This is a genomic window from Nostoc sp. WHI (genome assembly GCF_015714725.1).
Lineage (GTDB): Bacteria > Cyanobacteriota > Cyanobacteriia > Cyanobacteriales > Nostocaceae > Nostoc.
This window is the reverse complement of record NZ_WBKM01000097.1, coordinates 1-14145: the sequence shown is the minus strand read 5'-3', so window position 1 is coordinate 14145 and position 14145 is coordinate 1. Positions and strand designations below refer to the sequence as shown.

Here is a 14145-nt window from a genome sequence, read left to right as displayed (position 1 = left end):
TTAGATTAAATCAGGATCTACGCCAAGCGATCGCAACCGTTCTCGTAATAATTGGGTTTCTTGCTGTGCCTGTTGAGCTTTTTGTTCTGCCTGTTGAGCTTTTTGTTCTGCCTGTTGAGCTTTTTGTTCTGCCTGTTGAGCTTTTTGGTCTGCCTGTTGAGCTTTTTGTTCAGCAAGTTTTTCCTTTTCTTCTGGTGTTAAAAACCGTTGTCCTTGTTGGTTATACCAATACATCCACTCCCGTGGTATGCCTAGATAAGTTCCTCGTTCGATGCCAATTCCTAAATCTATTTCTGGCAACCAAACTAGATTCCCATCATGTAATTCATAAGCATTGTTAACTAATTTGTAAACTTCTAAACGTGGCTTGCGGCGACGAAAGGGGTTGTAAACTACATAATACAAAATTCCCAATCTTGCATACTCTGCTTTTTTGGTCGAGTACTCACCACGGTACGTTTTAGATACTACCTCCAACACTAATATCGGTAATTTCCTCTCTTCCCAAAGCACATAACTGGGACGGAGGTTTTCATCATAAAATCGCTCTACGCCCAAACTCAAAAACCCATCTGGGACTATTGCTGGTAAATCTGGGTCATAATAAATACCCATATCTACGCCAAAATACCAATCCATGCGTTCTGGCCAAGCCATTGCCAGAATCGCTTTGAGCAAACCGGGAATCAAATCTTGTAATTCATTATCCACTGGGGTATCGTCAGAGTCTGGTAGTTCCTCAGATGAGGGCAAGCAAGCCAAGGGATTGTACTCTAGCATGATGGCTTCAGTGATTATCTCTTAATTTCAGATCGTAGACGTAATTAACTGTTATGAGTGTTAGCAAAAGTTACGCACTAGCGATCAGTTGTTAAATCCTGTCTCTCCACCAGCGATCGCCCAAGGGGCAACGCCAAAGGCGATCGCATTTGCATTAATTTATGTTCTAATCGCAACGTAGTACTTAGCTATGTCAGAGGGGAATCGACATTATACATTATAAATTTTTGTTGAAATCTATACGGCGTAGAGGTAGCGCAAAGTGGGCAATTTGACAATCTTTAATCCTAAAACTACTTGGCGTATAGTCATAATCTGTCCGCACGCAACCAGAACGCAAGACACCTAATATATGGTTCGAGAACTCGAAAGAAAACGCCAGAGTGCAAAGTTTCCCGAAACTGCACCGGCTGCTAATCCCGTATTTTTTAGAACTTATAGCCGCCGTACCAAGGCGGGACTAAGGGAAACATGGGATGACGTATGCGATCGCACTCTACTAGGCTTAATTAAGCTGGGGAAGCTAACTCAAGAAGAAGCCGACATCCTCGATCAGATGCAGCGCAACTTGAAAGCTATGCCCAGTGGACGCTGGCTATGGGTTGGTGGTACAGACTGGATAACCAAGCCAAAGAATTTTTCCGGCGCTTATAATTGCACCTCTACCAATCTAGAAGACTGGAGTGCCTTCGGATTAATGATGGATTTGGCAATGATGGGTTGTGGAACTGGAGCCGTTCTAGAACCACAATTTATCAATCAGTTGCCCCCCATCCGTAATCATTTGAATGTCACTGTACAAGGTGAAATTGGCAGCACTCTTCAACAACTGCGACGTGAATATACTGAAACAAATATAGAAGGCAACAGCGTCACTATTCACGTTGGAGATAGCCGTGAAGGTTGGGTTGAATCATATCAAACCCTGTTAGAACTCTCCACTAATGAACAATTTTCAACAGAAGTTGAAGTATTAGTTGATATCAGCGATGTCCGAAAAGCCGGAGAAACTCTCAACGGCTTTGGAGGAGTTGCTAATCCGGTGAAATTGCCCGGACTTTATCAGCGTTGTGCCTCTATTCTCAATAAAGCTCTAGGACGACAATTAAGTTCAATTGAATGCTGTTTGTTAATCGATCAAGCGGCTGTCACAATTGTTGCTGGCAACATTCGGCGCTGTCTCCCTGAAGATGCTTTAGTTCATACTTCCAAAGGTCTTGTTCCCATTTGCGATGTCCAAGTGGGTGATTTAGTACAAACTCCTTTAGGATTTCGGCGAGTTGTTGATAAATTCGACCAAGGATTTCAGGATGTTTATGAAATTGAAACTAATGCAACTTACCCTAGAGCAACTTTAAACCACAGACAAGCAGTTCTTGCAGATGCTCAAGGGAGAATTACCTGGAAGGCGATCGCAAGTCTAGTTGAGGGCGATCGGCTACTGCACAACACACAAGTTCTACCTGGCACAGTTACCCATCTACCCCCTGATTTTACTGAATCTCGACCCTCAAACAGTCGCACAGCTAAATCGTTTGTAATTCCCGAATTGACATCTGAGGTTGCTTGGCTAATTGGGTTAAGCCACGGTGACGGCTATATTGCTCTCGGTCGAAATAAGTATAATAAGCCTTATGGCCGGGTTGAATGGGCAATGAATAGCTTAGATAGGGAACTCACAGCTAGAGTTCAAGCCAAAATAGATGCTGCTTTAGCTTTATTTGGATTGACTGCTACTCATGGCATTATCAAAGGCGAAAATACTGCTAAATCAATCTGCTCATCTATTCGATTAGCTGAGTACTTCCATCGCTATATCAAGCAGCCAAATATTCCCCTAGCAATTCCTAGTTTTATTTTGCAGGGTTCAGTAGATATCAGGGCGGCTTACCTAGCTGGATTAATGGACAGTGACGGTGCTGTGAATAACCGACCCCCTCACTTAGTTACCTCAGTCTATCGGTCATTTATTAGACAAGTTAGTGCAGTTTTATCCAGTTTGGCGATCGCTGGCAGAATTAGCATTATCCATCCACAACAGAAAACATGGCAAGTTAAATACAGCCTCACAATACCAGCCTTTAAAGAGCGTTACAACGCACTCATTGCACCACACTCAGTTAAAGGGTGTGTGAAACAAGGACTGAAAATGTATGGTTTCACTGTTCCTGCTAGCATCATGCGGGAAGCTTACACCTATAGCGAGATGCGAGATATGGGATTCCAAGGATCTCGCACTGTTGATGCCAATTATGAACGCTATATCGTTGAAGCTGATATCTCGTTAGATATTCCAGTCAGTGTTAAAGGACTGGGCAGTTATGATCATGTCCACACTTACGATATCGAAGTCGAAGAAGCTCATTGTTTCTATTGTGATGGCTATCTGACACATAATAGTGCTGGCATGAGGCAAGGTTCTAGCGAAGATAGTTTGTTCGCCGATGCCAAAGATAATTTATGGCAGCAGGATGAAAGTGGCAACTGGCGAATTGATCCAGAGCGCGATGCTCTGAGGATGGCAAACCACACCAGAGTTTTTCACCGCAAGCCAACATTAGAAGAATGTATTGATGCTGTCCGCAAACAATATTACAGTGGCGAAGGAGCGATTCAATGGGCTGGTGAAGCTGTGGCGCGATCAAACATTGATTTGCTGCCAACTCCTAAGTTAAAAATTGATTTCTTGAAAGCTTACGAACAAGGAACAGCAAAACAGTGGTTAAAAGAACGTTATCCAAATCTTGATGCTAATGAGCTAGAACATCGTTTGCAGCGATATGCTTTAAATCCGTGTGGAGAAATCATAGGCGCTAACTTCCACTGTGTGAGTGGTGATACTTTGCTCATCACTAGAGATGGAATGCATAAAATCAAAGATGTTATTGGGTGTGAAACTGAGATTTGGAATGGTCAAAAATGGAGTCAAGTAACACCATTTAAAACTGGTAGCGATCGCCATTTATATCGAGTCAAATTTGCAGATGGTACTTACTTGGATGTAACCGCATATCATCGCTTCTTTGTGAAAGATAGATTTGACCAAGAATACAAAGAAGTGCAAACTAAGGATTTGATGGATGTTAGTAGATATGCCATTCATACTGAGCCTTTTACTATTCACTATGAAGATGGATTAAATATCGATCCAAGTTATGCCTATACTTTGGGGATAGCTGTAGGAGATGGAACTACAGATAAAAATGGGAATGCCAAAGTTAGACTCTATGAACAGAAAGCCGCTTTATCTGTAATCGGAAGAAAGTCTCCTGAAAGAAACTATGACTACCTACCGACTTTTACAGATGTAACAGACTTAGGTTTTTCTGGAGAATTTTTAAAGAGTTTAAAAACAAATCCAGAGTCACTGAACGTAATTGCTAGTTGGAATCGCCAAGCCATTTTGCACTTTATTGCTGGTTTAGCGGATACAGATGGCTCGAATACACATAACAATGGCATTAGGATTTATATCTCTGATTACGAACGTGCATATCGAGTGCAGTTATTACTAGCTAAATGCGGTATCCGTTCTTCTTTAAATCTTTGCGCTCATCAAGGTTCAGTAACTAATTATGGTGTTCGCAGCCAAGATTTGTACTACCTGCAAATTACTAACTGTAGGCAAATTCCTTGCCAGTGTTTGGATGTGAGCAAAGGGTGTGACGCCAAATACAAAGGTAAATGGCAAATAGTCAGAAGTGTGGAAGAATTGCCAAGTTTGCACGATACTTATTGCTTCAACGAACCAGAATATCATAAAGGAGTATTTGGTAATACTCTAACTGGTAACTGCAATTTGTCTGAGGTTCACCTGAATCAAATCGACCCACATAATTACAAAGAACAAGAGGAGGCTTTCACTGCTGGGGCTTTATCTGTAGCAGCACTTTTAAATCACAAATTCCTCGAACCACGCTATCAATACAGCCGTGAATTAGATCCGATTGTGGGAGTTTCTTTTACAGGTTTATTTGATTTCTTTGTCCATGCTTTTGGTGTTGATTGGCTGCGCTGGTGGGAACAAGGAAGACCGGCAACTGCACAAGGATTAGCTTTCAAACGTGAGGAAAAGAAATACTTAAGTTATTGGAAAGATATTGTACATCGGGTTGTTTGGGATTATTGCGATCGCCACAATCTCAAACGTCCAAATCGCTGTACTACAGTCCAACCTAGCGGCACTAAGGCTTTATTAACTAATGCTAGTTCAGGATGGCATCCCCCGAAAGCGCAAAGATTTATTCGCCGCATTACCTTTGGCAAAAATGACCCAGTAGCCTTAGCTTGTATTGACTATGGCTACAATGTTATTCCCTCTCAATCAGACAAAGATGAACAGGGCAATTTGCTTAACGATCCCTTTGATTCACGGGTAAGTGAATGGTTAGTAGAAATCCCGGTTTCTGTATCTTGGGCTGATTTACCTGGAGCTGATGAAATTGATATTTCTAAGTTTTCAGTCTTAGCCCAATTTGATTTTGTCCTCCAGGTTCAACGCTGGTATGTGACTCACAACACATCAGCAACTTTGGAGCTTCGCTCTGAGGAAATAGAAACCCTTGGACAGCGCATCTACGAAACTATCCAGAATGATGAAGGATATATTTCAGCAGCTCTTTTAGCTCGTTTTGACGATCTGCAATCATTCCCACGTTTGCCGTTTGAACCAATAGACAAACCAACCTGCGATCGCTTAAGTCAAGAGGTGAAAGCACGGCGCAAAACAGATGATTTCTGTGCAGTTCTAAGCCGCTACGATTCAGGCGAAATGACAGAGGCTGGCCCTAGTGGTTGTGACTCTGATAAGTGTATGTTTCCCGATCAGCAACCAAGCTTATAAGGCGAAATGACTAGGGACTGGGAAGCAGAGGAGAACTTTCTTAGGCTCTTTCCCCTCTCCCCAATGCCCAACATCCCTCGACAGGTTACGATCAATTAAGATGTGATAATTTTTTACGGCAGCGCCAGGAGACTCTTAATGTTCATTAGTGAATTGTCACCTATATTCAAAGAATTTACCCAGCATCCAGTCTCATTTGTGGGTGGATTATTTTCTGGAGTGCTTCGGCTCAATCTTGCAGACGATCCCGTTAAAAGCTGGCTAGACCAACAGATCCGCTCAAATAGTTACACTGGCACCAGAACGGACGCACATAATGGCAAAACCACTCGCCCTCAACAGATTTCGATTGAGTGACATACTCCCCATGTAGTGTAAGCTCTCTCAGGGGCTTTCGGTATTCCGTCGAATATTAACTGAAGCTCACTTTTAATTTCACGCAATGCCCCACCGCAGAATTTGTAGCTTGCTTCCTAAACTCCAAAGGGGACAGGGGGGCAGGGGGAGGATTTAAGATTCAAGAGTTTTAGAGCAAATAAATTTATTTATGTTCTCCCCCTGTTCCCTGCCCCTTTTCCTCTCATTGACTCCTACCTTTTGACCGGCACCCTAAGCATGAGCGCGCCCACCCAGTCCGACGTGGGGCCAGTTGGTAAATTGACGTGGCAGAGTGCACACTCCGCCCTGAAGTTGCTGAGGGGGATCGAGCGTCGATAGTACCATTTATCGTCCACCTGCTGGACGGACGTGTATGCCTGCCCCGCCAGCGCCAACGCGTTTGCCTGACGCTCGAAGTTGTCCCTGGGGCGATCATTTTCCCGTAGCGGATTAATGGTGCCGACCAACCGCATATCTTTGTTATGATCGTTAAATATCAGCGAAATAGACTGCTTACCCTGCTCCACATTATCCGGCGTTGTCTCGTCGAACTCCTGTGTCAGCGCCGCGAACAACGTGTTGAGCATGAGATCGCTTGTTTGTTGGGCGATCGCAACCTGCTGAGGTGGGGGAGGATAATCATAACCACGGGCAATTGACGTGAAACCGACTCCGATGACTAACACCAGCACAAAAATTCCAAAGCTGACTAGCTTTCTCAAACGCATTCTCTTATTCCTTTGGTTTTATATTGTTCCCGATTCATACTAATTCTGTGTGAAGATGCACATAACAAGACCCTTATCTAGTCCCTCCTTGGTAAGGGGAACGTAGTCGTGAGTAAATATATGCAACTTCACGAAGAAATGGTATCAGTAACTCCGAATCACGGATAAAACCTTTACCGAAGAAAACCAGAGAGCAGAGGGAAAGAATTTATTTTCCATCTGCTAAAAGCGTCTATTAGCGTATCGTATTTTACCACCTTATCATACTGATCAGACAAAATACTAGTACAGCACTGTGTAAATCTAAATACTATAGCAATCCGATTTGATTTTTGAACTTATCTGGGTAGGCAGGCAACAGGCAAGAGGCAAGAGGCAACGGGAAAGAATGCTCTTTGATCTGTACGGAGTTTTTTCAGAAATCAAATCATAGTCCTATATTTACTAAAGATACTAAAGCTAGGTGTATAAGCATCGAAACATGGAATCCCTAACGTCTCGTATGCAGGTGGTACAGTCGCCAATTATTCCTATAGTTGGGGAACTAATTAAAAACTCTCCTGGAACAATCTCTCTGGGACAGGGTGTTGTTTCTTACAGTCCACCACCGGAAGCCATAGAATTTTTACCCAAATTCTTAGTCGAACCCACTAATAATCTATACAAATCAGTTGAAGGAATTCCCCCCTTGCTGACAGCACTTGCAGGAAAATTGCAAGCTTTCAACGGCATTGAAATTAACGAGGAAAACTGCATTGTCGTGACGGCGGGAAGCAACATGGGATTTATGAATGCCATTCTTGCTATCACTAACCCAGGCGATGAAATTATTTTGAATACGCCCTACTATTTCAACCACGAAATGGCGATCGCAATGGCTGGTTGTCGTGCAGTATTAGTGGAAACGGATGAAAATTATCAACTGCGTCCTGAGGCGATCGCTCAAGCAATTACTGCCAAAACACGGGCTGTAGTGACAATTTCACCAAATAATCCGACTGGGGTTGTTTATTCAAAAGCGGCATTGTATCAAGTAAATCAAATATGTGGCACTCGCGGCATTTACCACATCAGCGATGAAGCTTATGAATACTTTACCTATAATGGGGTAAAACACGTTTCACCTGGTGCATTTGGTAGTAATCAGTACACTATTTCCCTCTATAGCCTTTCTAAAGCATACGGTTTTGCCAGTTGGCGTATTGGCTACATGGTGATTCCTAAACACTTATTTGTGTCCGTCAAAAAAGTTCAGGATACAATTTTGATTTGTCCGCCAGTAATTTCTCAATATGCAGCTTTAGGAGCATTGCAGGCAAAACAGGAGTATTTGAAGAGTAATATAGGAGCGCTCGCCGAAGTACGGCAACTAGTACTCGACTCTCTCAACCGCCTACAAGGCTTATGTAGCATTACCCCTGCCAATGGCGCGTTCTATTTTTTCCTCAAAGTTCATACCCAAATTGATGCTTTTGAGTTAGTTAAAAGACTAATTCAAGAATATAAAGTAGCAGTCATTCCAGGTACAACCTTTGGTATGGATAATGGATGCTATCTACGTGTTGCTTATGGGGCACTGCAAAAAGAGACGGCAAAAGAAGGTATAGAAAGATTAGTGCAAGGGTTACAAAATATAGTTAGGAGTTATGAATAATCCAACTTCACACCCGGAGCGATCGCAGATTATCCCAAATCTGAGAGAATGACTAAAAAGTGCATCAGTTGAATTTACCTACAGCTATTAAAAACCTGAAAGAATGTTTCCCAGCATAACCTTCCATTTCATCAACCATGACTTTCGTTGTGTCAAAGGCAGACGCAGTTAGTTATGAAAAATAATGACAATTTTGTATTACGTAATACTTGGTACTATGCTTTGCCTAGCTATCAGATCAAGCCAGGTATGATGATCAGCCGCATCTTTTTAGGAGAACCGGTGCTGTTAATCCGCGGCCAGGATGGCAAAATCTCTGCGATGCGGGATATTTGTCCCCATCGTGGTGTGCCCTTGAGTTGTGGTCGATTCAATGGACAGGAAGTGGAATGCTGTTACCACGGTTGGCGCTTTAATCAGGCTGGACGCTGCACTGCAATTCCATCTCTTGTAGAAGATCAGGAGATTGATTTGAGTCGTTTTGATGTACAATTCTATGAAGTTCGGGAAGCTCAAGGGAATATCTGGATATATATGACTGATCCAGATAACGCTCAACCTGCTTCTGAGATGGAGATTCCAGTAATTCCTGGATTTTACGAGCGATCGCCACAGTTTGTAAAAATCGTCAGGTTCCCTTGTTTTATCGATCATGCAGTGGTAGGTCTGATGGACCCTGCCCATTCTCCCTATGTTCATCGCGCTTGGTGGTGGCGAAATGAGCAACTGCACGAAGAAGTAAAGCAATTTGACGCTTCACCCTACGGTTTTACAATGCGACGACACCGATTACCAGAGAATGGGGGTCGATTATACTGGCTAATTGGCGGTGGTCTGCCGGAAACGGAGATTTCTTTTCGTTTACCTGGAGTCAGAATCGAAGAAACCACCATTGGAAACCATCGAGTCTGTAATTTAACGGCAGTTACACCCATTTCGGACACAGAAACTGAGGTAACTTTTGCTCTTTACTGGACACTGCGTTGGGTGGGATTTTTCAAGCCACTGATGCATATATTGGCGCAAACTTTTATTGGACAAGATCGAACTGTAGTGGAAAAGCAGCAGATTGGACTTAAATATAATCCTGTGCTGCGATTGATTAAGGACTCAGATATGCAGGCGCAGTGGTACTACCAGTTAAAGCGGGAGTATGCTAAGTCTGTGGCTGAAGGAAGACCATTTGTAAACCCTGTTAAGGGTCAGATACTCCGTTGGCGTGCCTAAATAATTCGTAATTCGTAATTCGTAATGACGGCTCTCGACGAGACCCTTCTCTACGAGACGCTCCGCGAACGGCAAGCTCAGGGCAGCGCGCTCCGCGAACGTAGCGTTAGCTCATCCTAAAGCGTCTGGGGATTTGAACCCTACCGCAAAACTTACTGCCTGTAGAGGTAGGGGAATTAAACTGAACATACTTGGATGAAGATTTGAACCAACTACACAATATTTCGTTTTCGTCAATATATTTTAGTGAACGATCGCTCTAGTCAATGAAATAGCAAAGATGAATATTATCCTAAATCTACACATGAGAAGATAATCCGGCTATTCAAAAAGGTATATTTGTCTGATTTTTCCTTATTTCCATAGACTATTACCTGCACTCGGACTTAATTATGTACACAATACTAAATAGCTAGGCATATCCCTAAGTTCTCAGAATTACCGCATTATTCAATCTAGAAGTACGAATCATGCAACACAAGAAAAAAGGGGTAGAAAAAACATCCCGACGCGGTTTTTTGGGACGGGCACTTACTGCTGCCGGAACGGCTATAGCCGCTCCCTCATTACTTAATCAGACAACCGTAGCAAAAGACGCTATTCAGAGTAACCCAGGTGAGATAAACGTGAAACTTACTGTTAACGGTGAGCAGCAAACACTCGACCTTGAGCCGCGTGTCACACTCTTAGACGCCCTGCGCGATCGCCTGGGGCTAGTGGGCAGCAAAAAAGGGTGCGATCATGGGCAGTGTGGGGCCTGTACTGTTTTGATCGATGGTCAGCGAGTTTATTCTTGCCTGACTCTGGCGGTGATGCAGGAAGGCAAAGCGATCGTCACCATTGAAGGGCTAGCAAAGGGCGATACTCTGCATCCAATGCAGGCAGCATTCATTGATAACGATGGCTTACAGTGCGGCTATTGTACCCCAGGACAAATTTGTGCTTCTGTTGCCTTACTTGATGAAGTTAAACGCGGCTGTGCCAGCGTCGTCACACCAGATTTAACTCGTCCTCCACAGTTGGCCGAACTCTCGGAAGCTGAAATTAAGGAGCGACTAAGTGGTAATCTCTGTCGATGTAGCGCTTACAACGGCATTGTGGCAGCAGTCCAGCAGGTAATGGGACAAAAACCGCCCTCTCCTGCGGCAACTGTGATGGTCAATGAACCCCAGGAGATGGTCACATGAAGAACTTCACTTACATCCGTGCTACTTCTGTGAAAGATGCCGTTCAACGGGCAACTACTGACCAAAATGCAATGTTGATTGCAGGCGGTACAAATTTGGTTGACCGTTTGAAAGTTTTCCTTGATGAGCCATCGCAACTGATTGACATCTCTCGATTAGAGATGAAGCGCATTGAACGGACAAGCGCGGGTGGTTTGAGCATTGGAGCGATGGTAAGTAACACAGCAGTGGCAGACCATGAAGATGTTCGCCGCGATTATCCAATATTGTCCCGGGCGATTCTGGCTGGTGCGTCTCAGCAAATCCGCAATATGGCAACCGTAGGCGGCAACCTACTACAACGCACTCGCTGTCCCTACTATTACGATACTGCCTTTGCTTGCAACAAACGGCAACCGGGAAGCGGCTGTCCGGCAGCAACGGGCATCAACCGAATGCACGCCATCCTGGGGGCTAGTGACCAATGTGTGGCAGTTCAACCCTCGGATATGTGTGTCCCGCTTGCGGCTCTGGATGCTGTTGTTGTTGTGGAAGGCACTAAAGGTAGGCGGCAGATTCCATTTACAGACTTTCACCGACTACCAGAAAACACACCCCAGCGAGACACAAACTTAGAGCCAGGTGAGTTGATTACCTCGGTGATTATTCCCCCAATGCCCTTTGCCAAATCAGGGGTTTATCTAAAGTTACGCGATCGCACTTCTTATGCTTTTGCGTTAATCTCTGTAGCGGCTGCTCTTGATTTAGCAGGCGATCGCATTAAGGATGTCCGCTTGGCTTTGGGTGGCGTAGCTCATAAACCTTGGCGGCCAACAGAAGCAGAAAAGTTTTTAATCGGCAAGACTGCTAATACTGCAACGTTTCAACAAGCGGCAGAAATTGCACTTCAAGGAGCCAAGCCATTAACTCACAACAGTTTCAAAGTTGACTTGGCAAGGCGGGCAATTCGTCGCGCACTCACGGTTTCAGCTCAAGGAGGAGGCGTAGCTTGAATAAAGTAATTGGGACTGACGTCAGCCGCAAGGATGGACGGGCAAAGGTTACAGGCACGGCAACCTACGCCGCAGAGCATCAAATTCCGGGTCTAGTTCACGGTTATCTTGTCACCGCCAGCATTGCTAATGGGCAAATTAAAAGCATCGACACTGGTGCGGCAGAAAAGGCAGTAGGTGTAATAGATGTTTTCACGCATAAAAACTTGCCCAAGGTGTTTATGCCAACCAACGACTTTGTATCCTCGAAAATCTACGAGGCTCGTCTGCCGTTGTCGGATGACAAAATTCACTATGCGGGGCAAATTATCGGTTTGGTAGTGGCAGACACCTTTGAGCGGGCACGTGACGCGGCGCATTTAGTCAAGGTGGAATACGCAACTCAAAAGCCAGTGGTGGAAGCTGCAAAAGCTACCTTCAAAGAGCCACCGCAGATGGGTGAGGAGTCAAAGTTTGAAAAGGGGAATTTTGCGACAGGGGTGGCAAGTGCAACAACGAAACTTACAGCTACCTACAAGACTTCCACCGAAATGCACGCGCCGATGGAACCCCATGCCATCATTGCCCACTGGCAAGATGCAAATTCACTCACTGTTTACGAACCGTCGCAGTGGGTGTTGGGAAGCCAACGCACTTATGCGGAACTCTTCGGACTGCCATCTGAGCGGGTTCGCATCGTCACGCCCTTCCTGGGTGGAGCTTTTGGCTGCAAAGCCTTACCCTGGCCTCACGGTATTCTCTGTGCTGCGGCTGCCCGTAAACTCCAGCGTCCTCTCAGAGTCGTCCTTAGCCGCAGACAAATGACAGCGAACTCAGGACACCGCTCCGAAACCGAGCAAACTATGCGTTTAGGAGCAACTGCTGATGGTATTTTAACTGCGATCGCCCACGAGGCCAAATCCTGTACCTCACCAGTGGAAGTCTACGCAGAACCCTGTACTGGGGTCACGCCAGTTATGTACACAGCGCCAAATCTGCAACTGAAGCAGGAGCTAGCGGTGCTGAACATCGGTACACCAACATTCATGCGCGGCCCTGGAGAAAATCCTGGGATGTGGGCGTTAGAGTCGGCAATGGATGAACTGTCCTGGATGTTAAAAATCGACCCAGTAGAACTGCGCTTAAAAAACGAAGCTAAAGAACACCAGCGTAAGGATCTGCCGTTCTCAGCCAAACATTTTGCTGACTGTTTGCGAGTTGGTGCGGAGCAATTTGGCTGGAAAGATAGACCAAAACAGCCACGTTCTTTAACACGCGATGGTAAACTTGTCGGCTGGGGAATGGCAGCATCAACCTTCCCCGGCTTGCGGGGTAAAGCATCAGTCAAGGTACGGCTGCTATCAGACGGTACTGCCCATCTGCTCACAGCCGGGAATGACATGGGCACTGGCGCGTATACAGTTGTTGCAGCCACAGCAGCAGAGGCATTGGGGCTACCTGTCGAAGGAATACACGTAGAGTTGGGCGACTCGTTACTACCAGATGGGGGTTTAGCAGGTGGTTCCAAGATGACAGCATCCCTTGTCCCGGCGGTGATGGCAGCTTGTGAGCAAGTTTTGAAAACTGCTAATGCTAAGACTGCAAAGGAGGCGTTTGTAACTCTGGGTGAGTCTGGCCGGGCAGCAATTGAAGCCACAGCATCTTCTGCCCCCGATGATGAAGCGAAGAAATGGGCGTTTCAGTCTTGGGGCGCACATTTTTGCGAAGTCAGTGTGGATGAAGAAATCGGACGTTTACGAGTGACGCGCTGGGTGTCAGTGATGGATATCGGACGAGTCATTAACTCTAAGACAGCAGCGAGTCAAGTCCGTGGTGGTGTGATCATGGGTATCGGGCAAGCCTTAATGGAGGAGTGCCATCTTGATCCAAACATTGGCTATCCCGTGGTTTATGACCTTGCTACCTATCACTTCCCAACCCATGCAGACATTCCTCGCATTGAGGTGTTCTTCGTCGGCGAACCTGACCTAAACTTCAACCCAGCAGGTGTAAGAGGTGTAGGCGAGATTGGGATTACAGGTGTTTCAGCAGCGATCGCTAATGCGGTTTATCATGCCACAGGTAAGCGCATCCGTGATTTACCCATTACACCTGACAAGTTGTTGTAATTGGAAAATTAGGAGTAGCGCTGTCAATACTGTTCGGATAAGATCCCCCCGCTTACGGCGACCCCCTTAAAAAGGGGGTAAAAGAGATATTATCCCCCCTTTTTTAAGGGGGGTTGGGGGGATCTTCGAGGAATAAGTACGTTAACCGAACTGTATTAGGAGTAGCGATGTCAAGGTGAGTCTGCATGAAGTTGCAATTTCTATTCATTACTAGCTCTGAACTCGGAACTTCGACCTTTGAACTCGGA

9 protein-coding genes are annotated in these 14145 nt (G+C 45.2%); 7 read left to right on the top strand and 2 right to left on the bottom strand.

The genetic code is table 11. From position 1 onward, the window contains the following. Positions 1-780, bottom strand: coding sequence for a Uma2 family endonuclease (locus F8S12_RS09805; protein WP_196516112.1), 780 nt, complete (start codon positions 778-780; stop codon positions 1-3). Between the two features lie 352 nt (positions 781-1132). Here F8S12_RS09805 and nrdJ point away from each other — a divergent pair, with 352 nt between their 5' ends. Together nrdJ and F8S12_RS09795 are read left to right on the top strand one after the other, a co-directional pair. Continuing rightward, a complete protein-coding gene (gene nrdJ, locus F8S12_RS09800) occupies positions 1133-5623 on the top strand; it encodes a ribonucleoside-triphosphate reductase, adenosylcobalamin-dependent (RefSeq protein WP_196516111.1) in 4491 nt (1496 codons plus the stop codon). 138 nt (positions 5624-5761) lie between these two features. Then, a complete protein-coding gene (locus tag F8S12_RS09795; protein ID WP_196516110.1) occupies positions 5762-5980 on the top strand; it encodes a hypothetical protein in 219 nt (72 codons plus the stop codon). Between the two features lie 233 nt (positions 5981-6213). Here the strand turns inward: F8S12_RS09795 and F8S12_RS09790 are convergent, their stop codons facing one another. Continuing rightward, positions 6214-6729: a hypothetical protein gene (locus F8S12_RS09790; RefSeq protein ID WP_196516109.1), complete on the bottom strand. Its 516-nt coding sequence runs from the start codon at positions 6727-6729 to the stop codon at positions 6214-6216. Positions 6730-7210: 481 nt separating this feature from the next. Between F8S12_RS09790 and F8S12_RS09785 the strand changes: the two genes are divergently transcribed. The 5 genes from F8S12_RS09785 (at position 7211) to F8S12_RS09765 (ending at position 13897) form a co-directional block, all read left to right on the top strand. Continuing rightward, positions 7211-8383, top strand: a complete 1173-nt coding sequence (locus F8S12_RS09785) for a pyridoxal phosphate-dependent aminotransferase (RefSeq protein WP_196516108.1) — start codon at positions 7211-7213, stop codon at positions 8381-8383. Positions 8384-8557: 174 nt separating this feature from the next. Continuing rightward, a complete protein-coding gene (locus F8S12_RS09780) occupies positions 8558-9610 on the top strand; it encodes an aromatic ring-hydroxylating oxygenase subunit alpha (RefSeq protein ID WP_196516107.1) in 1053 nt (350 codons plus the stop codon). 470 nt (positions 9611-10080) lie between these two features. Then, entirely contained in the window at positions 10081-10797 is a 717-nt protein-coding gene (locus F8S12_RS09775; protein ID WP_196516106.1) for a 2Fe-2S iron-sulfur cluster-binding protein, read from the top strand. Beyond that, positions 10794-11789 carry an FAD binding domain-containing protein gene (locus F8S12_RS09770; RefSeq protein WP_196516105.1) on the top strand — a complete coding sequence of 332 codons (996 nt, stop codon included), beginning with the start codon at positions 10794-10796 and terminating at the stop codon, positions 11787-11789. Before F8S12_RS09775 ends, F8S12_RS09770 begins: the two co-directional genes overlap by 4 nt. After that, positions 11786-13897: a xanthine dehydrogenase family protein molybdopterin-binding subunit gene (locus F8S12_RS09765; RefSeq protein ID WP_196516104.1), complete on the top strand. Its 2112-nt coding sequence runs from the start codon at positions 11786-11788 to the stop codon at positions 13895-13897. The genes F8S12_RS09770 and F8S12_RS09765 overlap by 4 nt, the downstream gene beginning before the upstream one ends. Positions 13898-14145 lie beyond the last annotated feature (248 nt).

Coding starts and splice junctions, on each gene's coding strand:
- F8S12_RS09790 (WP_196516109.1), bottom strand. CDS start 6,729: ATGCGTTTGAGAAAGCTAGTCAGCTTTGGAATTTTTGTGCTGGTGTTA.
- F8S12_RS09805 (WP_196516112.1), bottom strand. CDS start 780: ATGCTAGAGTACAATCCCTTGGCTTGCTTGCCCTCATCTGAGGAACTA.
- F8S12_RS09795 (WP_196516110.1), top strand. CDS start 5,762: ATGTTCATTAGTGAATTGTCACCTATATTCAAAGAATTTACCCAGCAT.
- F8S12_RS09775 (WP_196516106.1), top strand. CDS start 10,081: ATGCAACACAAGAAAAAAGGGGTAGAAAAAACATCCCGACGCGGTTTT.
- F8S12_RS09780 (WP_196516107.1), top strand. CDS start 8,558: ATGAAAAATAATGACAATTTTGTATTACGTAATACTTGGTACTATGCT.
- nrdJ (WP_196516111.1), top strand. CDS start 1,133: ATGGTTCGAGAACTCGAAAGAAAACGCCAGAGTGCAAAGTTTCCCGAA.
- F8S12_RS09785 (WP_196516108.1), top strand. CDS start 7,211: ATGGAATCCCTAACGTCTCGTATGCAGGTGGTACAGTCGCCAATTATT.
- F8S12_RS09770 (WP_196516105.1), top strand. CDS start 10,794: ATGAAGAACTTCACTTACATCCGTGCTACTTCTGTGAAAGATGCCGTT.